General features: G+C 27.8%; 22 protein-coding genes and 1 tRNA gene. 9 read left to right on the plus strand and 14 right to left on the minus strand.

Annotated elements, in window-relative coordinates:
- Window positions 1-18: 18 nt before the first annotated feature.
- From ABXT65_RS03525 to ABXT65_RS03550, 6 genes are all read right to left on the minus strand, one after another.
- Window positions 19-1,059: an amino acid ABC transporter substrate-binding protein gene (locus ABXT65_RS03525; protein WP_415324160.1), complete on the minus strand. Its 1,041-nt coding sequence runs from the start codon at window positions 1,057-1,059 to the stop codon at window positions 19-21.
- Window positions 1,060-1,230: 171 nt separating this feature from the next.
- Window positions 1,231-1,307, minus strand: a tRNA-Arg gene (locus ABXT65_RS03530).
- Between the two features lie 34 nt (window positions 1,308-1,341).
- Entirely contained in the window at window positions 1,342-2,751 is a 1,410-nt protein-coding gene (locus tag ABXT65_RS03535; RefSeq protein WP_415324161.1) for a potassium transporter TrkG, read from the minus strand.
- Between the two features lie 4 nt (window positions 2,752-2,755).
- On the minus strand, window positions 2,756-4,147 hold the full coding sequence (gene trkA / locus ABXT65_RS03540; RefSeq protein WP_415324162.1) for a Trk system potassium transporter TrkA: 1,392 nt from the start codon (window positions 4,145-4,147) through the stop codon (window positions 2,756-2,758).
- Entirely contained in the window at window positions 4,148-5,503 is a 1,356-nt protein-coding gene (locus ABXT65_RS03545; RefSeq protein ID WP_415324163.1) for a sigma-54-dependent transcriptional regulator, read from the minus strand.
- Entirely contained in the window at window positions 5,500-7,281 is a 1,782-nt protein-coding gene (locus ABXT65_RS03550) for an ATP-binding protein (RefSeq protein WP_415324164.1), read from the minus strand. Before ABXT65_RS03550 ends, ABXT65_RS03545 begins: the two co-directional genes overlap by 4 nt.
- Before the next feature lie 33 nt (window positions 7,282-7,314).
- Here ABXT65_RS03550 and ispF point away from each other — a divergent pair, with 33 nt between their 5' ends.
- From ispF to ABXT65_RS03565, 3 genes are read left to right on the plus strand one after another with little or no spacing between them, the layout of a single operon-like run.
- On the plus strand, window positions 7,315-8,430 hold the full coding sequence (gene ispF / locus ABXT65_RS03555) for a 2-C-methyl-D-erythritol 2,4-cyclodiphosphate synthase (protein WP_415324165.1): 1,116 nt from the start codon (window positions 7,315-7,317) through the stop codon (window positions 8,428-8,430).
- A complete protein-coding gene (locus ABXT65_RS03560; protein WP_415324166.1) occupies window positions 8,423-8,926 on the plus strand; it encodes a phosphatidylglycerophosphatase A in 504 nt (167 codons plus the stop codon). Before ispF ends, ABXT65_RS03560 begins: the two co-directional genes overlap by 8 nt.
- Window positions 8,926-9,396, plus strand: coding sequence for a CinA family protein (locus ABXT65_RS03565; RefSeq protein ID WP_415324167.1), 471 nt, complete (start codon window positions 8,926-8,928; stop codon window positions 9,394-9,396). The genes ABXT65_RS03560 and ABXT65_RS03565 overlap by 1 nt, the downstream gene beginning before the upstream one ends.
- Here ABXT65_RS03565 and ABXT65_RS03570 read toward each other — a convergent pair.
- Genes ABXT65_RS03570 through ABXT65_RS03605 form a run of 8 tightly spaced genes read right to left on the minus strand, consistent with a single transcriptional unit; the run spans window position 9,382 to window position 15,820 of the window.
- Window positions 9,382-9,828 carry a type II toxin-antitoxin system RatA family toxin gene (locus ABXT65_RS03570; protein WP_415324168.1) on the minus strand — a complete coding sequence of 149 codons (447 nt, stop codon included), beginning with the start codon at window positions 9,826-9,828 and terminating at the stop codon, window positions 9,382-9,384. The two genes, ABXT65_RS03565 and ABXT65_RS03570, sit on opposite strands and share 15 nt — an antisense overlap.
- Complete coding sequence (lipA, locus tag ABXT65_RS03575) at window positions 9,828-10,745, minus strand: lipoyl synthase (protein ID WP_415324169.1); 918 nt, start codon at window positions 10,743-10,745, stop codon at window positions 9,828-9,830. Before lipA ends, ABXT65_RS03570 begins: the two co-directional genes overlap by 1 nt.
- Entirely contained in the window at window positions 10,735-11,037 is a 303-nt protein-coding gene (locus ABXT65_RS03580; RefSeq protein WP_415324170.1) for an FtsB family cell division protein, read from the minus strand. The genes lipA and ABXT65_RS03580 overlap by 11 nt, the downstream gene beginning before the upstream one ends.
- Complete coding sequence (eno, locus tag ABXT65_RS03585) at window positions 11,037-12,293, minus strand: phosphopyruvate hydratase (protein ID WP_415324171.1); 1,257 nt, start codon at window positions 12,291-12,293, stop codon at window positions 11,037-11,039. Before eno ends, ABXT65_RS03580 begins: the two co-directional genes overlap by 1 nt.
- Window positions 12,294-13,118, minus strand: coding sequence for a 3-deoxy-8-phosphooctulonate synthase (gene kdsA, locus ABXT65_RS03590; RefSeq protein ID WP_415324172.1), 825 nt, complete (start codon window positions 13,116-13,118; stop codon window positions 12,294-12,296).
- On the minus strand, window positions 13,115-14,731 hold the full coding sequence (locus ABXT65_RS03595; protein ID WP_415324173.1) for a CTP synthase: 1,617 nt from the start codon (window positions 14,729-14,731) through the stop codon (window positions 13,115-13,117). Before ABXT65_RS03595 ends, kdsA begins: the two co-directional genes overlap by 4 nt.
- Before the next feature lie 40 nt (window positions 14,732-14,771).
- Entirely contained in the window at window positions 14,772-15,074 is a 303-nt protein-coding gene (secG, locus tag ABXT65_RS03600; protein WP_415295894.1) for a preprotein translocase subunit SecG, read from the minus strand.
- A 5-nt stretch (window positions 15,075-15,079) separates the two neighbouring features.
- On the minus strand, window positions 15,080-15,820 hold the full coding sequence (locus ABXT65_RS03605) for a triose-phosphate isomerase (protein WP_415324174.1): 741 nt from the start codon (window positions 15,818-15,820) through the stop codon (window positions 15,080-15,082).
- Between the two features lie 56 nt (window positions 15,821-15,876).
- On the opposite strand from ABXT65_RS03605, the gene ABXT65_RS03610 reads away from it, so the two are divergent.
- From ABXT65_RS03610 to lexA, 6 genes are all read left to right on the plus strand, one after another.
- Window positions 15,877-17,298, plus strand: a complete 1,422-nt coding sequence (locus ABXT65_RS03610; RefSeq protein ID WP_415324175.1) for a SurA N-terminal domain-containing protein — start codon at window positions 15,877-15,879, stop codon at window positions 17,296-17,298.
- The gene (trpE, locus tag ABXT65_RS03615; protein ID WP_415324176.1) at window positions 17,298-18,752 is read left to right on the plus strand and encodes an anthranilate synthase component I; all 1,455 of its coding nucleotides are present in this window, start codon (window positions 17,298-17,300) and stop codon (window positions 18,750-18,752) included. Before ABXT65_RS03610 ends, trpE begins: the two co-directional genes overlap by 1 nt.
- Window positions 18,752-19,324 (plus strand): anthranilate synthase component II, encoded by a 573-nt coding sequence (locus ABXT65_RS03620; protein WP_415324177.1) that lies wholly within the window; start codon window positions 18,752-18,754, stop codon window positions 19,322-19,324. The genes trpE and ABXT65_RS03620 overlap by 1 nt, the downstream gene beginning before the upstream one ends.
- A complete protein-coding gene (trpD, locus tag ABXT65_RS03625; RefSeq protein ID WP_415324178.1) occupies window positions 19,324-20,316 on the plus strand; it encodes an anthranilate phosphoribosyltransferase in 993 nt (330 codons plus the stop codon). Before ABXT65_RS03620 ends, trpD begins: the two co-directional genes overlap by 1 nt.
- Window positions 20,309-21,100, plus strand: a complete 792-nt coding sequence (locus ABXT65_RS03630; RefSeq protein WP_415324179.1) for an indole-3-glycerol phosphate synthase TrpC — start codon at window positions 20,309-20,311, stop codon at window positions 21,098-21,100. Before trpD ends, ABXT65_RS03630 begins: the two co-directional genes overlap by 8 nt.
- A gap of 88 nt (window positions 21,101-21,188) precedes the next feature.
- Window positions 21,189-21,866, plus strand: coding sequence for a transcriptional repressor LexA (gene lexA, locus ABXT65_RS03635; RefSeq protein WP_415324180.1), 678 nt, complete (start codon window positions 21,189-21,191; stop codon window positions 21,864-21,866).
- Window positions 21,867-21,871: the final 5 nt, after the last annotated feature.

Genomic DNA, 21,871 nt, shown 5'->3' on the forward strand with positions numbered 1-21,871 from the left:
AATTATTTTAGATAATAATTATCTAGCTGGTGGAGTGTATAATAGTCCGCCTTTAGTCCAAATATTGTTTGGACCTCTGTCAGGTAAAATACCAGTGTCAGCTATATTTCTCTTATAACTTTCACCGTAGTTTCCAACTTGCTTAATAATTCTTAAGCTCCAGTCTTGATCTAGACCTAAATACGATCCTAATTCACCTTCAGTACCAACTAATCTTTTAATTGCTGGGTTTTCTGAAGTCTTCATAGCATCAGCATTTGAAGAAGAAATACCGTATTCTTCAGCTTCGATCATTACGTTTAGAGACCATCTCACGATGTCTTCCCAAACTGCATCACCTTGACGTACAACAGGTCCTAGAGGCTCTTTAGAGATAGTCTCTGGTAACACTAAGTGATCATCAGGGTTAGACATTTTTGTTCTTTGTGCTGCTAGACCAGATTTATCAGTTGTGTAAGTATCACATCTACCTGAGTCGTAAGCTGCAACAACTTCATCAGCTTTTTCAAAAGCAACTGGCTCATAAGAAATTCCTTTTGAATTAAAGAAGTCTCTCATGTTAAGTTCGGTAGTAGTTCCGATGTTAGTACAAGCTGAAATTCCATTTTTGAATTGACTCGTAGAAGTAATTCCTGAGTCTTTTCTAACCATGAAACCTTGACCGTCATAAAAGTTTACACCAACAAATGTTACACCAAGATCCGCGTCTCTTGAAAGTGTCCAAGTTGTATTTCTAGATAAGATATCAATCTCACCAGAAGTTAGAGCTGTAAATCTTTCTTTAGCACTTAGTGGAGTGAACTTAACTTTGTTCGCGTCACCTAATACTGCAGCAGCAACCGCTCTACATACATCAACGTCAACACCAGTCCAATTTCCAGCAGCGTCAGCATTTGAAAATCCTGGTAAACCTTGAGATACACCGCATCTTACAAAACCTTTTTTCATAGTGTTTTTAAGAGTTTTAGACTTCTTAGCAGCCATTGTTTCTGTTGTAAAAGCGAACAGAATTGCAACCATAGCAACTAGAGAAGTTAATTGTTTTACGTATTTGAACATATTTTATTCCTCTGTTTTATTTATTTATTTGTTAACAAATAATTCAAATAAATTTGAATTACTTTAATTAACTATCAGTAACAAAAAATTGATCAAAGAAAAATCCTGCATATTAGAATTGTTCTAACTAGATGTGGTAGAGATAAAAAATATATTCCTACATTTTGATGGTGGTGCACTCTGGTGGACTCGAACCACCGACCCTCGGTTTAGAAAACAGATGCTCTATCCAGCTGAGCTAAGAGTGCATATAATAATATTAAATATATTTATAGTACGAATTTAATTTTTAAAAAGAAATTTTTTACAAATTATTAATAAAGTTAAAAGCTCTAGTCGACCAAGAACCATGAAGAAAATTAGATAGTATTTAGTAAAAAAATGTAAATCGTAGAAACTAAAGTCAGAAAGACCATACATAGATGAGTTGACTGTATTCATCAACGTTAAGATTGATAATTTAAAGGAATTTTCAAATTCAATGCCACTTAAAGTTAATAAAAAAGTTAAGAATAATAAGGTTATAATAAAAATTATTACTGTTAAAAAATATTTATAAATCTCATTTAGTTGAAAAAATTCTTTAGAAAACAAATGTTTATTAACAAAGATATTTTTTGGTCTACTATATGATAATATTTCATTAATCGAGTATTTGAATAAAGAATAAATCTTTAAAAACCTTATACCTGAACTCGTAGAAAAAAAAGATCCTCCAATCATGACTAATATTAAAAAAATGAATGATATATTTTGTGAGGTGTTATCAAGAGAAAAGCCTATGTTAGAAACACTACTTGTTAAAGATAAAAATATTTCAATAAAATTATTATCAAAATTAAGAAATATAAAAAAAATAATTAATAAAGTTAGAAGATAAAATAATAAATGAATATCTTCATTAAAAAAGTTTAAATTATGATTTTTTGTAAAAATTAAATTGTATGACAAAAAAATACTGAAAAAAGATGTTAGCATTAACAGGGATGTAATTATAATCTGTGAATTATTAATTAATATATTAGATAAATTGTTTGATGGTAAAAAACCACCTGATGAAATAACAGTCATGGCTAAATTTAAAGAATAAAACATTCTAATCTCAAAAATATTTAAAATAACAAAAATTCCCAATGTTATTAAAGAATATAAAAGAAAAATTTTCAACGATTGTTTTAAAGTTTCTGCCTTATTAAACGATATAAAATTTGTTAAAGATTTTTTAAAACTATAATCAAAAATATCTATTAAAAGTATAATAGAAAATAAAAAGTAAAGGCCTCCAACCCACTGTGATGCCGATCTCCATAAAATAAGACTTTGATCTATATGATTAATATTATTAAAAATAGTAAAGCCAGTTGATGTAAAGCCAGAAATTGCCTCGAAGTAAGAATTAACAAAAGTTAAATTGTAAATGCTAAAGTAAAAAGGGATTGCAATTATTAATGGTAATAAAAAATAACCAAGTAATATGGTAATAATTTTTTCATAAATTGTTATTTTTTTTTCTTTCTTATTTTTAGATATATAAAATATTATGGTTAAAACGATCGATAATAAAAAAGTATAAACATAAGTATTTAAATTAAGGTATAAATTTAAATAATACGAATAAACAATATTAAAAAATGAGAGAATTGAAATTATTCCACAAAAAACACTCAAATAAATGAGTTTAATATAATTCATTTAATTAGATTGAACTTATACGAAACATGTTTTCAACAACATGTAAAAAATCTTTTTTTGCTAATAAAACAACAATATCTTCTTTTTTAAACACAAAATTAGACCTAGGAATAATTACGTCTTCCCCTCTTAAAATTGCACCAACGCGTATCTCATCTGGTAAGTTTGAATTTTTTAATTCTTTATTAATTAACTCTGAGGTCTCAATTATTTCTGCTTCAATAATTTCGTATTCACCATTTAGTATACTGTATGCATTTGCTATTGAGCCTTTGTGAATATGCTTCAATATACTGGATACAGTATTCATTCTAGGATCGATGAAATCATCTATTTTTAGGGAGGACTGTAGTAAAGAGTAATTAGGTTTATTTATTAATGCCATTGTTCTTTTGTCACTTAATTCACTATTATCTTTGGCAAATTTTTCAACCAATACACTTACCATTAAATTATCTTCATCATCATTTGTAAGTGCTAGTACTGTTTGAACTTCATCGATATTTGCTTCCAACAAAACCTCTTCATCTAGAGCATCACCGTTAATTACAATTGTATTATTAAGTTCACTTGCAATAAGTTCTGCTCTTTCTTTATTTTTTTCAATAATTTTTACTCTAGCTGAGTCAAAACTTTCTTCTAAATTTTTAGCTAAATTAAAACCAATGTTTCCACCACCAATTATCAAAATTTTATTTGAGATTTTTTCATTATGGCCAAAAGCATTCAATGTATCTTTCATTTGAGAGGCATTAATTATAACATAAGCTCTATCATCTTTAAGCATGATGTCAGTTTTTCTGAGTACAACAAATTTATCATCTCTAATAACGCCCATAATATTAGCATCTAATAAAGGAAATTTTTTTGTAAGTTCATTTAGTTTAATATCTTTTAGAGAACATTTTTCATTAATCAAAATTTCAAGCAATCTAATTCTATTGTCAGCAAATGGAACGTTGTCTAGAGCGCCGGGAGCTTCTAGTTTTCTTTGCAAAGACTTAGCAATTTCAATTTCAGGTGAAATAATTACATCAATTGGTAAGTTTTCTTTGTTATAAACTTTTGTAAATTTAGGATTTAGATAATCTTGAGATCTTATTCTTGCAATCTTTTTTTGGACATTAAAAATTGAAAATGCAATTTGGCATATAAGCATATTAATTTCATCATTGCGTGTTACAGCAATTATCATATCTGCATCTGACGCATTTGCTTTTTCTAAAATTGATGGATATGTAGCTTTACCAACAATGGATTTTACATCCAGTGTTTCATCAATTTTTTGAATGTCTTCACTTGATTGATCAATTACAGTTATTGAATGACCCTGTTCACTTAAAATTTTAGCTATGGTAAAACCAACTCTACCAGCTCCACAAATAATTATATTCATTTAATTCAATTCCCTGATCCCTAAACCTTTTAATTTTCTATGTAAGGCAGATCTTTCCATTCCAATAAAATCGGCAGTTTTTGATATATTGCCATTAAATTTTTTCAATTGTGTAGTTAAATACTCCTTTTCAAAAATTTCTCTAGCCTCTTTTAATGGTATAGATAAAGAGTTTTCTGAGTTGTCATTATTAATTTCTGGGGATTTTAGTGATTCCTTTATAATATTTGAAACTTTATCTGAGGTATCAGGGCAAAGTATAGCAATTCTTTCAATTAAATTTCTTAATTCTCTAATATTGCCAGGCCAATTATAATTAAGTAAATAATTATTGTTTGTATCTATATTCATTTTTTTCAAGTTATAATTTTTTGAGACCTTCTCTGAAAAATATTCAACCAATAAAGGGATATCCGAAACTCTGTTTTTGAGTGGTTCTATATTAATCTCAAAGACATTTAATCTATGATAAAGATCTTCTCTAAAATGTCCATTTTCTATTTCTTTTTTAATATTTTTACTTGATGAGCATATAATTCTAACATTAACATTGATATCATGATTACCATTAATCCTTTTAAATTTTTGATCTATTAATACACGCAAAATTTTAGATTGAGTCTCTAGTGGTATTTCTGAAATTTCATCTATTAAAAGAATTCCTCCAGTAGATTTTTCTAAAGCACCATAGGAAATTGAACCATTATTTTTTTCTTCTCCAAATAGTTCCAATTCATATTTTTTGATATCTAATAAGGCTCCATTTAAAGTTATAAAAGGTCCATTTTGTCGTTTAGATTCTTTGTGTATTTTTCTTGCAATTAATTCTTTGCCAGAGCCGGTTGGACCATTGATAAAAATTCTACTTTCAGAAATTGAAATTTTTTTAATTTGTTCTTTAATATTCTTTATGTTCTCACTATCACCTATTAGTTCATAAGAATAAAAAAGTTTACTTTCGAATTCCTTATTTTTATTTTTTAAATTAATATTTTCCACAGCACGATTAACAAAATTTAATAATCTTTCTTGATTAAATGGTTTCTCAATAAATTCAAAAGCTCCTGCCTTAAGTGCTTTTATCGCCATTTCAACATTTGCGTGGCCTGTGATTATAATTACCGGTATATTTTTATCTTTAGTTTTGATGTGAGATAATAATTCTAAACCATCATTATCTCCCTTATCTAATTTAACATCAATGATTGCAACATCAGGAAGTTTTTTATCTATTTCATTTAATGCTTGATTATAGTTAGCAGCAAGCCTAGTTTTATAACCAGCCTCGCTAATTAAATCATTAATAATATTCCTAATATCTGCATTATCATCAATAATTAGTATTTCTGTACTCATTTTGTAAACTTAACTTTTATTTTTGCTCCATTTTGAATTGTTATAAATTCAATTGATCCATTGTGGTCATTTATTGTTTTATTTACAATAGCTAAACCTAAGCCAGTACCACTTTTTTTTGTAGTGAAATAAGGGTTCAAAACATCTTTTATATTGTTCTTAAAAATCGAAAAACCTAAACCATTATCAATAATTGTGAAATCTATATTATCTAGATTGTCAGTTAAAGTCAGGTCAATATTACCTTTCAAATCTAGATTAATTAATTTTTTTTCTTGAATACTTTCTATGGAGTTTTTTATAAGATTAAAGAATACTCTGCTTAATTGCTCATTATCTGAATTAAGAATTATATTATCAATATTAGAATAGTAATTAATTGAAATACTCTTATCTAATTCTTGGATCAAATTAATATTATCTTTTATCAAAGTTACTAAATTATTATCTTTAAGTATTGGCTTTGGCATTCTTGCAAAATCAGAAAATTCATTTACTAGATTTTCAATTTGTTTTATTTGTTTTCCAATAATTTTTAAGCTTTTAATAAAATCTTCTTTTTGTTCGATTTCAATTTTATCCGAATATTTACTTTTTAATCTGTCTATAGTTAATTGAATAGGTGTAAGAGGGTTTTTAATTTCATGGGCTAATTTTCTAGCTAGACTCTCCCAAGCTTCATGTCTTTCATTGATAATTAATTTTTCTTGTTGTATTCTTAGTTTATCAGTCATTAAATTAAAGTTTTTGTTCAAAATCTCAATATCCTTGTCAGCTTTTATTTCAGGGACTTTTGTATTCAAATTTCCTCTACCGATGTTTGATGATGCAATGATGAGGTTATTAATTGATCTAAAAAACCTTGATGAAAATCTTATGGCTATTGATATGGATAAAAATAATAACAGAGAAACTATAACGAGATAAATAAATACAAAAGAGATTTTTATTCCTGTCTGTTTATTAAGCACTGTATAGTAAAAATTTAGAGCTTCCTGAGACTCTAATAAATATTGAGAAATCTTCTCATCTAGATATTTTGCTATATATAAGTACTTACCCTCAAAATTTTCCAACTTTATAATTGATGCAGTTTGATTTTTATAAGCATTAATTATTTTAAGTGGTCTTTTATCATTTAAAACCATTTCAAGAGCCTCCTGTAGTGGTGGTCTATATAAAGATATATCTTTTAAGGTTGTTAAATAAAGAGCTCCATCTGCTTCAATGATGTGAACTTCATCCATATCTCTTATTAGTTTTTGAGTATTAAGAAAACTTTTAAATTGATTAATATTTGATTTCAAAAAATTAATACTTTTATTTAAATCGTATGCGATTAATATAATTTCAGACTGTGTCTTGGTTCTTGCTTCTTCCGTATAACTTTTTGCTATTTCATAAGAGTTGTTAACTGCTGTTGTAATTTTCTTGTCTAAATATTTGTCAAGTGCAAATGACAATAAAAATAATGAAAATAAAGAAATTAATATTGATGGTATTAATGTAAATAATGCAAAAAAGGTTATATATTTTCTATTAGCTTTGGCTCCACCAACATCGACATCAACTCTTAATGAGGCACTTACTTCCTTAAATATCGTATAAAAAAGCAAGATTAATAAGGCTATATTTCCTGTTAAAAGAAGCTGTAAGTTTTGATCTGTTAATTTAAGAAAGCTTTTGTCTATAAACGTTAAAAAAGTTATAAAACCCAAGGTCAGTGTAATTAAAAATATCAATCCAATAAAAGTATTTTTTTTGATAAAATCGATCATTATGAGATAAATAGGTTAATAAATATTTTTATCATGAATAGCTGCTTTATAATACTTGCTGGTGGAGAAAGTAAAAGATTTAATTCAAAAATACCAAAACCCTACCATCTATATAAAAATAAACCTTTATTATTACATTCAATAGAAAAAGCCAAAGATTATGGGAAATTTAGTAAAATTATTCTCGTTATTAATAAAGAACATAAATCGTATATAGAAAAACTTAAAATTAAATATATCAAAATTATTATAGGTGGAAAAACTAGAGCTGAATCAGCGTATAGAGGTTTAAAAAGTATTAAAAATTATAATATTAAAAATGTAATGATTCATGACGCAGCAAGACCTAACTTTTCACTAAAACTTTTAGATAAATTATATAAAGAACTTAAGTTAAATGATTGTGTCATTCCTGCAGTTCAAACACCAGATTCAATTAAACAAAAATCTTTAAATATAGTTACAAATTTAAAAAGAGAAAATATTTACCTTATTCAAACACCTCAAGCGTTTAATTATAAAAAATTATATGAACTTCAAAACAACAAGAGTGCTAAAGTTACCGATGATTCAAATTTATTTGTAAGAGCAGGTAAAAAAATAAAAATTATTAAAGGCGAGGTTAATAACAACAAAATTACAATAAATTCAGACATCAAAATTAATAATTTAATTAAATATGGATTAGGCTTTGATGTACATAGGTTGGTACCTAATAAAAAACTTTATTTAGGTGGAATTAAAATAGCTTCAAATCTTGGCACATTGGGTCACTCTGATGGTGATCCTGTTTTACATGCAGTAACAGATGCAATTCTTGGAGCATGCAATATGGGTGATATTGGTGAAAAGTTTTCTGATAAAAATAAAAAATTTAAAAATATTAGATCTACTATTTTATTAAAAAAAATAGTTGATGAGGTTAAAAAAAAAGGATATTTGATTAATAATATTGATATCAACATCATTACTCAAAAACCTAAAATTCAGAAATATAAAAAACAAATTACAAATTGTATTGCAAAAATATGCAAAATTTTACCAACACAAATAAATATTAAAGGTAAAACTACTGAAAAACTTGGTGTAATAGGTAAAGAAAAAGCTATAGCATGTGAGGTAATAGCTTCGGTAATTAAATATGATTAAAACTTTTAACTCTCTTTTGGTGACAATGTTTGGTTTGGGTAAGATCAAATTTATACCAGGCACTTTTGGTTCGCTAGCTACAACCATTATTCTTTTTTATTTATTTCATAAACTTAATATTTCATCAAATATAATTTTAATTGGGTGGGTAATTATTTTTATTTATTCCTTTTATGCGGTTTCAACACACACTAAAGATAGTAAAAATAAAGATCCGGGGGAAATTATTATTGATGAGTTTTTAGGCCAATCTATACCAATTTATCTTTATGAAATATCCCACGGAACAACAAAGGAAAGTAATGAAGCAATTTTTTATTATGCATTGTTTTTTATACTATTTAGATATTTCGATATTATGAAGCCATTTCCTGTAAATTTCTTTGATAAGAACTTTAAAAATAGCTTTGGAGTAATAATGGATGACATTTGTGCGGGGATATATGTGGTTCTAACGGTGGTTTGTTTCATAATTGTTAAAAACTACATTTTATAATGAAAAATCTTGCCAATAAACTTGTCAAAAAATTAATACAAAAAAAACTTACTGTTTCATTTGCTGAATCTTGTACCGGTGGAATGCTATCTAGCGCAATAACATCAGTAAGTGGTTCCTCTAAAATATTCAACATTGGGCTGGTTACTTATTCAAATAAAGCAAAAGTTGATATTCTTAAGGTACCCAAAAAAATTATCAGTAAATATGGTGCAGTCAGTAATGAATGCTGCTTATCTATGGTAAAAAAGATAAGTAAAATTAGTAAGGCTAATATATCAGTATCAATCACTGGAGTAGCAGGTCCCACTGGTGGAACTAAATTAAAACCAGTTGGGTTAGTTTATATTGGAATTAAAAAAGGAAATAAAATTATTGTGCAGAAGAGTTTATTTAAAAATAAAAATCGAATTTCGATTCAAAAAGCTACGACTATAAAAGTTTTGAAGATCTTATTAGTTCTTAAATAATTTATTCGCTCTATCTTGAAAAGCATCAGCAATTTTATCTAATCCATATTGAAAAGATGTTGTCATCAAAATGTTTAAAAATTTATTTTTAATTTCAAAATCTACATCAAAGTAAATTTCTGTTCCTTCTTTATAGTCTTCAAAAGTCCACTTATTATCTAAATGCTTAAGGGGGCCATCTATATTTGTCACATAAATAGAATTATTTTTTTTATTAAATTTAACATTACTTTTAAAGGTGTCTTTAAAAAGGCCTTTACCAATTGTTAAGTCTGCAATAATGTTGATAAAATCACCCGTGTCATTTTTTTCGTAAACTTTTGCATCAATACAATATGGAACAAAAGTTGGGTATTTCTCTATATCTAAAACTAAATCAATAAGTTGATTTTTCTCACATTCAATTAAACGCTTAACTGAAGCTCTAGGCATTAATTTTTTAATCTATTTTTTTGCAATTGTGCAAAATCTTCATCAGCATGGTATGAAGATCTGGTTAAAGGCGTTGAAGACACTAATAAAAAACCCTTTGATTTTGCAATAGTTTCGAGCTCTTTAAATTCATCTGGATGATAATAACGATCTAATGGATGGTGTCTTACAGACGGCTGTAAATACTGTCCAATAGTTAAGAAATCAACATCTGCTGCTTTTAGATCATCCATAACTTGAATAATTTCCTCTTTAGCTTCACCTAACCCAACCATTAAACCTGATTTTGTAAAAACATTCTTATTAATAACTTTTGCATTTTTTAATAATTCTAGAGATGAAAAATATCTAGAACCAGGTCTTACTTTTAAATAAAGTCTTGGAACAGTTTCAATATTATGGTTGAACACATCAGGGTTAGCAGCAAGAACTTTTTTGTAGGCCTCCCCTTTTCTAAGAAAATCAGGAGTTAAAACTTCAATTGATGTATTAGGGTTTAGTTTTCTAGTTTGATTAATAACTTCATAAAAGTGATTTGATCCACCGTCTTCCAAATCATCTCTGTCGACTGAGGTTATAACCACATGTTTTAGATTAAGTTTAAGAACAGCTTCAGCAATTTTAACAGGTTCTAAGGGATCTAATTTTCCTGGTTTTCCAGTTTTAACATCGCAGAACGCACAAGCTCTCGTACATGTATCACCCATAATCATAAATGTTGCATGTCTCTTACTCCAACATTCTGTAATATTGGGGCAGTTTGCCTCCTGACAAACAGTTACTAGGTTATTTTTATTAACAATTGTTTTAGTTAAAAAAAATTCCTTACTATTAATAAGTTTAGATCTGATCCAATCAGGTTTTTTTTTAATTGGATTTACAGGTTTGTTAACTTTTTCTGGATGTCTAATTGTCATTCTTTTCAATTATATAAAGGGTCTCTCCTTCTTTGCCAAATAAAAACTTTTCTCTAATTAGTGTCTCTACATAATCTAAGTCTAATTTATCACTTAATAAAGAGTTTTTAAATTCAAGATCTTTGATTTTATTTGATAAAGCGATTTTTTCAGTCTGTAAATTTATTAGGATTTCCTTCTTTTTAAAATAAGAAAAAAGACCTCTCTCACCATCTAAGAGATTGAAAAAAAAGTAAAGTATTAGAAAAGTAGAAATTAATAAAAAATAATTTTTTTTTATTTTAATAAACATTAATAAATTTTATTCATTCTAGCATTTTTTCCAAGCTGCTCTTCTATACGTAATAATTGATTATACTTTGCTACTCTTTCTGATCTTGCTAAAGAACCAGTTTTAATTTGATTTGAATTAGTTCCTACAGCTAGATCTGCTATGAAGGTATCTTCGCTATCTCCAGATCTGTGGGAAATTATTGTTTTATAACCAATAATTTGAGCAAACTTAATAACCTCAAGTGTTTCAGAAACTGTACCAATTTGGTTTGGTTTGATTAATATTGAATTTGAAGAGATATTTAAAAAACCTTTTTTAAGTCTTTCTAAATTAGTAACATAAAGATCATCTCCGACAATTTGTACATTCTTTATAGACTTCATCATTTTACTCCATGCTGACCAGTGATTTTCTCCAAATGGATCTTCAATAGATTTAATTTTATATTTATCTATTATCTTTTTATATTTTTTAATTGATTGATCAACAGAGATATATTTTTTTGAGTGGATTGAATATTTATCTTTTTTAGATAATTCATTTGCAGCTACATCTAGGCAGATAGAAACATCTTTACCATTTTTAAAGCCTGACTTATTAATTGCTGCTACAACTAAATCTAAAGCTTTCTCATTACTGCTAATCATCGGTGCAAAACCACCTTCATCACCTACTGAAGTTGATAAATTTTTCTTTTTAATTAAATCTTTTAAATTACTAATTACAACAAAGCATATCCTCATAGCTTCTGAAAAGCTTTTAGCCTTATCAGGTCTAATCATGAACTCTTGAATTCTTAATCCATTGTTAGCATGAGCTCCTCCATTAATAATGTTCATTAGTGGGTATGGTAATTTGTAATTATTCTTCACTAAAAATGTTTTATAGAGAGGAATATTTTTAATTTTTGCAGATAGTTTCTTAGCTGCCATTGATACAGCTAAAATAGAATTAGCACCTAAATTTGTTTTTTGCTTAGTATCATCAAGGTTAATCAAAGTCGTATCTATACGTGTTTGGTCGTGAATACTTGTGCCGCTAAGTTTTTTAGATATTTTTGTATTAACTAAGTTAACTGCACTTAAAACACTTTTGCCTAAATATTTATTATTATTTTTATCTCTTTTTTCAAATGCTTCATATGTGCCAGTGGAAGCACCAGATGGGCAAATAGCAGATGCACTTAAATTTTTTGAATAGACCTCCGCTTCAATTGTTGGGTTACCCCTACTGTCAAAAACTTGACGTGCTCTTATCTTTAAGATTTTACTCATCTATTTTTTAATTAAATTATCAATTTCAAAAAGTTGAGATAATAATTTCCCCAATTTGTTTAATGGAACCATATTAGGTCCATCAGATGGAGCATTATCTGGATCTTGATGTGTTTCAATAAAAACACCCGCAACGCCGACTGCGACTGCAGCTCTTGCTAAATATTCTACAAATTCTCTTTGTCCACCACTAGTCTCACCCAAACCACCAGGTTGCTGTACTGAATGTGTTGCATCAAAAATTACAGGGTAACCATTCTTGGCCATTATAGGTAAAGACCTCATGTCGGAAACGAGGGTATTATAACCAAAGCTAGCACCTCTTTCAGTGACTAAAATATTATTATTACCTGAATCAGAAATTTTTTTAGTAACATTAACCATATCCCAAGGTGCAAGGAATTGGCCTTTTTTAACATTTATAATTTTTCCAGTATTAGCAGCAGCAATCAATAAATCTGTTTGCCTACATAAGAAGGCTGGAATTTGTAATATATCCGCATGAGGAGCTACAACGCTACATTGTTCAGCATTATGAATATCTGTTAATATTGGAACATCTAATTCTTTTTTAATTTTATCAAAAATAGGTAGAGACTGCTCTAGTCCCACACCTCTTTTACCTTTTAAGCTGGTTCTATTAGCTTTATCAAAAGAGGTCTTGTAGATAAAACCCATATTAAACTTTGAGGTAATTTCCTTAATTTTACCCGCCATATCCATAGCATGTTGTTCGGTCTCAAGTTGGCATGGTCCAGCAATAATGCAAATTTTATTATTATTTGAAATTTCTATATTTCCACAATTAACTTTTATATTTTTCATTTATAATTCTTAGCTGCTTTGATAAAGGATGAGAATAAAGGATGTGGCACTAAAGGTCTAGATTTAAATTCAGGGTGAAACTGTACGGCTATAAACCAAGGATGGTTTTTTAACTCAATAATCTCAGGTAATTTCTTATCAGGAGATAATCCTGAAAATATTAAGCCATTTTTTTCAAATTGGTCCTTATAACTAATATTAACTTCGTATCTATGTCTGTGCCTTTCTTCAATTGATTTTAATCTATAAATTTTTTTTACCAATGAGTTTTCTTTTAATTTTGCCTCGTAAAGACCAAGTCTCATAGTTCCACCTAAATCTTTATCAGTGCCTTTAATCAATTTACCATCTTTATTCCATTCACCAATTAAACCAATGATTGGCGTGCCACCAGTTCCAAATTCACTTGAAGTGGCATTTCTAATATTCAATTTATTTCTAGCAAATTCTATAATTGCCATTTGCATTCCAAAACAAATTCCAAAAAATGGAATTTTTTTCTGTCTCGCATACTTAATTGCTTCAATTTTACCTTCAGTTCCTCTTTTGCCAAATCCGCCTGGTATTAGAATTCCAGAAACTCCTTTTAATTTTTTTTTGATTTCAGAAATTTTTAAGTTTTCAGAATCTATTCTTACCAAGTTAACTTTTAAATTATTATCAATACCGCCATGAGTTAATGCTTCATCAAGTGATTTATAGGCATCCTTAAGATCAACATATTTACCAATAATTGCAATATTGATTGATTTTTTTGTATGAAGAACAATTTTTGTAATTTTTTTCCAGGGATTTAGATTTACTTTTTTTTTAGATTTAATCTTAAAATATTCAAGTACCTGTTTGTCTAAATTCTCTCTATTAAAACTAATTGGTGCTTCATAAATAGTTTTAACATCAACAGTTTGAATTACATTTTTAATATTAACATTACAAAATAAGGAAATTTTCTTTCTGTGTTCCAGGGGTATAGGTCTTTCCGATCTGCAAATGATGATATCAGGCTGAATACCAAGGCTTCTTAGTTCTTTTACTGAATGTTGAGTGGGTTTAGTTTTAATTTCATCTGATGCCTTAAGATATGGGACTAAAGTTAAATGAACAAACAAAGCATTTTTTTTACCCACATCATTTGCAAACTGTCTGATAGCCTCAACAAAAGGAAGGCTTTCAATATCCCCAACTATTCCTCCTATTTCACAAATTACAAAATCTTCTTTTGATGTATCGTTTTTTATAAAATCTTTAATACGATCTGTTATGTGGGGAATCACTTGAACTGTTTTACCAAGGTATCCTCCTTTACGTTCTTTTATTAAAACATCACTATAAATTTTCCCAGTGGTTATATTGTCAGATTTTTTTGCAGATATTCCAGAAAATCTTTCATAATGACCCAAATCCAAATCTGTTTCAGCACCATCATTTGTTACAAAAACTTCACCATGTTGAAAGGGACTCATTGTTCCTGGATCAACATTTAAATAAGGATCTAACTTTCTTAACCGAACTTTAAAACCTCTTGATTGTAATAAGTATGCAAGGGAAGCAGAAGAAAGACCTTTTCCTAAAGATGAGACCACACCGCCAGTTACAAAAATAAATCGCGCCATGGAATTATCTTATAGCGATTAATTGATGAATTGGAAAGAATTAATTATTATTCTCAGGAATTGAAGGTGTGTCACTAGATTTTTCCTCAATTATATCTAGCACTGAAGAAGTTGGTGTTAATTCACCTCTAGATATTATTGTTAAAGCTAAGCTACAAATTATAAATAATGTTGCAACTACAGCCGTAGCTTTACCCATAAAATTACCAGCAGATCTAGAAAGCATAAAGTTATCTTGAGAAACACCTATACCAAGTGCTCCACCTTCTGATTTTTGGACAAGTATCAAAAGCACAAGTATTGTAGCAAGTACTAAATTGACTACTAATAAAATATTCTCCATGGGGATTAACTATATGTTTTTTTGACTATATCAATAAATTTTTTGGTACTTTGAGATGCTCCACCAATCAAAAAACCATCAATGTTATTAATTTCTTTTAAGTTTGTGATATTCTGAGGATTTACAGATCCTCCATATAAAACTTTTGATGATTTACCTTTAAATTTATTTTTAATAAATTCAACTGTTTTGAAAAGATCTTTTGATTTTGGAATAATGCCACTACCTATAGCCCAAACAGGTTCATAAGCTATAAGGATATTTGATCTATTTTTTATACTATCTAAACCAACTTTAATTTGTTTAGACAAAATTGATTGTGTCTTTTTTTTTCTTTTTTCAGTTAAGGTTTCACCAATACAAAAAATAACTTTTAATTTTGCCTCTAGAGCACTTTTGATCTTCAGATTTATCAATTTATCATTTTCACCTTTTTCTCTATTTTCTGAATGACCAATAATAACAAAGTGAGCACCAACATTTTTTAACATACGAGAATTAATAGAACCAGTGTAAGCTCCATAATTCTCACTTTCATGACAATTCTGCCCACCAATACCAATTTGGCAATTTTTGAATTTTTTTGAAAATGAATTTATTAAAGTATAAGGTGGGCAATAAATTAATCGGCCTTTGTTTATTTCTTTAGATTTTGAAAATTTAATAACTTTATCCAATGCATTTAAAGAAGATAAATTCCCATACATTTTCCAATTGGCCACAAAATACATATATTTATTTGTCATAATGAAAAATTTAATCTATAGCTAGATATTTTAAAGATCAATAAATTAATGAATCAATGATAAATCCTTTTAAAGATTTTACAAAAAAAAAGATTGGTGGCTTACTACTAATTCTTGTTATAATAATAGCTTTTGGCTTTGGCGGATTTGGTGGAGGCTTCAGTACTGGAAATCAAAATAATATAGCTAAAATAAATAACACAAATATTTCCACACAAGATTTCATGAATTATTTAAATGAATCTGGATTAAGCCAACAAGTAATAAAAGAGAATATTGATAAAAATATTATTGAGGAGCTTTTATCTACATTGGTATCCACAACTCTTCTTGATCTTGAAATAAAAGAATTGGACCTTTCAATAACTGAAGATGTGCTAATTAAAAAAATTAAGAGTGATAAAAACTTTCACGATGAAAATGGTGTATTTCAAAGAACTTTGTATGAAAAATTTTTATTAACTAACAATACTTCAGCACCCATGTTTGAGATACGCTTGAAAAATAATGAGCTTCAAAAACAATTATTCACCTATATAAGTGGTGGAACTAAATCTCCTGAATTTTTAGTTAATAAGTTTTATAAAGAAAAAAATAAAAAATTAAAAATTGACTATATCAATCTAGATAAATTTTATAAAAAAGCGAAAGCATTTACAGGTAATGAGATCAAATTTTTTGTTAAAGAAAATGCTGATGAACTAAAACAAGATTATATAGATTTCTCTTATGTTAATATTAGTCCAAAAAACCTAGTTGGAGTAGAAGAGTTTAATCAAGCATTTTTTGACAAGATTGATGATATTGAAAACCAAATATCTAAAAATATAGACTTTATAACAATTGTTGAGAGTTTAAATTTATCCCCTACAACAGTCACGTCATACATAAATCTTGATAACGAAAAAAATATAAAAAATAAGATTTATAACTCCAGAAAAGACCAAATAGAAATTCTTGAAGATAGCGGGACTTATATTTTTTATAATATAGATAATTTAGATACTAAATTACCAAGCCTTGAAGATGATAAGTTTAAGAACCAAATTAAAAACCTTTTATTTCAAAAAGAAAAATATGAATTCAATAAAAGAATTTTGGATAACATAAATAAAAAAAAATTTAACCAAACATCTTTTGATGAATTTGGGAAAAATAACATTGAAAAAATCAAATTTAACTCAATTAAAGATAATAAAAAATTTGAAAATAATTCAATTGAAATTTTATATTCTCTACCAATAAATTCATTTACACTAATTGCTGATAAGCAAAATAATGTATTTATTGCAAAAACAGTTAGTTATGAAGTGGAGAATATAACAAAAAACTCTATTAATTTTAACAAAATGACTATTGAAGAAGGTGCTCAAAGTAAAAATGGTATTTTAAGCTCTTATGATTTATTTTTAAATAATAGATATCAAGTTATAGTTAATGAAAAAACCCTTGACCGAGTAAAAAATTATTTTAAATAATGTTTAATCGAAACTTTAACGATTTCAAGTTACAGCACAAAAGAAATAAAAATCAAATAATCTACACATCAAAAAAAATACAAGATGATAGTGAGATTTTAAATTTAATTGATAACTTCCTTCAAGAGAAAAACAGCTTTATTTTTGAATCTGTTGAAAAAGGAAAGATAAGAGGCAGATATACTATTTTTGGTAAAAACCCCGACAAAGTCTGGGAGTTTAATAATAAAAACTCTTACTTAATTAAAAATAAAACTAAAAAAAAAATTAAAGGAGATCCAGATAAAATTATTGAAAAAATAATAGAAGAGTTCAAATTCAAAACACCTTCTGGACTACCACCTATTTGCTCTTTAATATCTGGTTATTTTTCTTATGATTCTATTAGGTATATCGAAAAAATCTCAAATAAATGTAAAGATGACCTGAAGCTTCCTGATGTTAGGCTCTTAAGACCAAGAACACTAGTTATTCATGATAATTTTAAAAAGAAGATTTTTTATATTATAAATATTTTTAAAGATGAAAAAATTCACAATTATAAAGATAAATATTTAGAAATTGAGAGTGAAATTAACGATCTATTAATTCAAGCTTCTTTAAAAAAGAATAAATTAGATCAAACTGCTAAGGCTAATATTAAAGTTAAATCCAACACATCTAAAGATAGATTTTTGAAAATGGTTAATAAAGCCAAAGAGTACATTAAAATTGGAGATATTTTTCAAGTAGTTTTAAGTCAAAGATTTGAGGCTACGTTGACAAAAAAGCCATTAGAAATTTATAAAAAACTAAGAGTTACAAATCCTTCTCCATTTATGTATTTCTTTAATTTTGAGGATTTTCAAATAATTGGTGCTAGTCCAGAAATTTTAGTAAGATTAAGAGATGACAAAATTACAGTTAGACCTATAGCTGGGACCAGACCTAGAGGCAAAAACACTAAAGAAGATAATTTTTTTGCAAAGGATTTACTCAAAGATAAAAAAGAACTTTCTGAACACTTAATGTTGCTCGATTTAGGTAGAAATGATGCTGGAAAAGTATCTAAAATTGGCACTGTTAAAGTTACAGAAAGTTTTATGATAGAAAAATACTCTCATGTAATGCACATAGTTTCAAATGTAGTGGGAATTTATAATAAAAAATACTCAAAATTTACATCTCTTCTAGCGGGGTTTCCTGCTGGGACTGTTTCGGGAGCACCCAAAATTCGAGCTATGGAAATTATTGATGAATTAGAGCAAACAAAAAGAAAAGTTTATGCTGGAGGTATAGGATATTTTTCAGCTAATGGTGAATTTGACACTTGTATAGCTCTAAGAACAGCTGTGGTAAAAGATAAAAAATTTTATGTTCAGGCTGGCGCAGGTATTGTAGCTGATAGCAATCCCATTAAAGAATATGAAGAAACTGTTAACAAAGCAAAAGCTTTAATCAATGCTTTAAGATAATGAAAATTTTATTAATAGATAATTATGATAGTTTTACATTTAACCTTTATCATTACCTGTCGTCTCTAAAAGTTAAAGTTGATGTTATTAGAAATGATAAGATTACTGATAAACAAGTAATTAAACAGAAATATGAAAGAATTGTCATATCACCTGGCCCTGGTAATCCAAATCAATCTGGAAATTGTATTAAAATAGTTGAATCCCTATATAAAAAAATACCAATTCTAGGAGTTTGCTTAGGTCACCAAATTATTGGGCAGGTTTTTGGTTCAAAAATTGTTCAAGCTAAAAAACTAATGCATGGAAAAACAAGTATAATAAAATCTAATAAGATTGGGATATTAAAAAATCTGCCTATAAAATTTGAAGCAACTAGATACCACAGCTTAATTATCGATAAAAAAACACTCTCAAAAGAGCTTGAGATTACCGCTCAAACTGAAGATGGAATTATAATGGGAGTAAAACATAGACAATACAATATTCATGGTGTTCAATTTCACCCCGAAAGTATAAAAACTATTATCGGTATCAAAATATTAAAAAATTTTATTAATTACGAAAACTAATGAAAAAATTCCTAGAAAAGCTTAAAAATAAAAAAGATTTATCCTTTAATGAAAGTAAAGCTGCTTTTGAGATACTAATGCAGGGTAAAGCTTCTGATAATGAAATATTTGATTTTTTAACTCTACTTTCAACAAAAGGTGAAGTCTCAGAAGAGATAGCTGGTGGTGTTTATGTTTTAAGAGAAAAGTCTAAAAGAGTTAACGTTGCAGATTGTATTGATACATGTGGCACTGGTGGAGATGGAATGAATACACTAAACATATCAACAGCTTCAGCATTATTATTAGCAAGTATGGGGGTTAAGGTTGCGAAGCATGGAAATAAAGCAGTTTCATCTAAATGCGGATCTGGTGATGTTTTAGTGTCTTTAAATATCAAGATTGATTTAGAGCCCAAAGATATTGAGGAGCAAATAAATAAAAATAACTTTGGGTTTATGTTTGCTCCTAACTATCACAGTGCAATGAGGTTTGTTGGGCCAACAAGGAAAAAGATCGGTAAAAGAACAATATTTAATATGATTGGGCCCCTAAGTAGTCCTGCTCTTGTCAAAAGACAGGTTGTTGGTGTTTATGATAAAAGGTTACTCAGAATTTTTGCAGAAGCTTTAAAAAATTTAAATATAAAGTTTGCTTGGATTGTAAATAGTAAAGATGGTTTAGATGAAATATCACCTTATGCAAAAACAAATGTAGTGCAATTAAAAGATGGTAAAATTTCAGAGATTACTATTGATCCTAATGAATTGAATATAGGAGCAAATAAAATCGAAGATTTATTAGGAGATGATGCTAAATTTAATGCAAAAAAAATGGTTGATATATTTAAGGGTGCAGATGGTGATTTTTCTAAAGCTGTTTGCCTTAATGCTGCTGCTGGATTAATTGTTGCAGAAAAACATTCTTCTTTTAAAAGTGCTTATGAAGATGCTAGAAAACATATCCTATCAGGAAAAGCATATGAAAATTTAAAAAGAATACAAAATGCCTGAAAACACTTTAGAAAAGATAATTAAAAAAAAAATTGAAAGAATTGATTTATTGAAAAAATCTATTTCTTTAAGATTATTAAATGAAAAAATAAATGAAAATAAATCATTTATTAATTTTAAGGAAAAGATTCAAAATAATATCAATGATAAAAAAATTTCAGTAATTGCTGAAATAAAAAAAGCTAGTCCAACTGCAGGCATTATTATAAAAGAATATAATCCTTTAGAAATTGCAGAAATTTATTATAAAAAAAAAGTAGCGTGTTTATCAATCTTAACTGAGGAAGATTTTTTTCTTGGAAATTTAATTCACGTAAGTAAAGTTAAAGAAAAAATAAATTTACCTGTTCTCTGTAAGGATTTTTTTATAGATAAATTTCAAGTACCCCTTGCAAAAAGTTATGGAGCAGATGCAATACTAATTATATTAGCTGGAGTTTCTGATGATCTAGCTTTTGATTTGTACGAAGAAGCTTTAAAATTTAACATGTCAATAATAGTTGAAGTACACACGGTTGAAGAAGCGAAAAGAGCTCTTAATTTTAAAGAAGCTTTAATTGGTATTAACAATAGAAATCTTAAAACTTTAAAGACCGATATAAATACAACTTATGATATTCATGATATTTTAATTAATCACTCTGGACCATTAATTTCAGAAAGTGGAATCAAAACAAAAGAAGAACTTTTGGAAATATGTAAAAAAACTAATATTAAAACTTTTTTAATTGGTGAATCACTTTTAAAAAACTTGGATAATAATTCAATTTTTTCAGTTCTTTAGTCAAATAAACCTTAATTTTAAACACTTTTTAGCTATTGTTAAAATAGAAGAACACTTGTAGAACAGATTTTGTACTTTATTTGTTCTTATGCTAACTAAAAAACAAAAAAACCTGCTTTTATTTATTAACAAGAAATTGAGAGCCTCTGGTGTGTCTCCCTCGTACGAAGAAATGAAAGATTCACTTAATCTAAAATCTAAATCAGGGATACATAGATTAATTAGCGCTTTAGAAGAAAGAGGATTTATTAGAAGACTTCCTCATAAAGCAAGAGCTTTAGAGGTCATAAAGCTTCCAGAAACAGCTTCTGCTAACGATATTTATAATAATTTTTCACCAAGTGTTATTAAAGGAGGCTTAGATACAGAGAATAATAACATAAATGAAATGGAAATACCTGTGTTAGGAAATATAGCAGCAGGAACTCCTGTTGAAGCAATACAGAATGAGGTTTCTAGAATACCTCTTCCAAGTAACCTTGAGAAAAATGGTCAATATTTTGGACTTAAAGTTCAAGGTGATTCAATGATTGAAGCTGGTATCAACGAAGGTGATACAGTTATTATTAAAAGATCTGACACTGCTGAAAATGGTAAAATTGTTGTGGCTTTAATTGATGAGCACGAAGCTATGCTAAAAAGAATTAGAAGAAAAGGCAAAACAGTTGCCCTTGAAAGTGCAAATAGAAACTATGAAACTAAAATATTTGGTCCTGATAGAGTAAAGGTTCAAGGTGTTCTGGTATCTTTATATAGAAACTTCTAAGAAAA

This window comes from Candidatus Pelagibacter sp. Uisw_127 (assembly GCF_047722515.1).
Lineage (GTDB): Bacteria > Pseudomonadota > Alphaproteobacteria > Pelagibacterales > Pelagibacteraceae > Pelagibacter.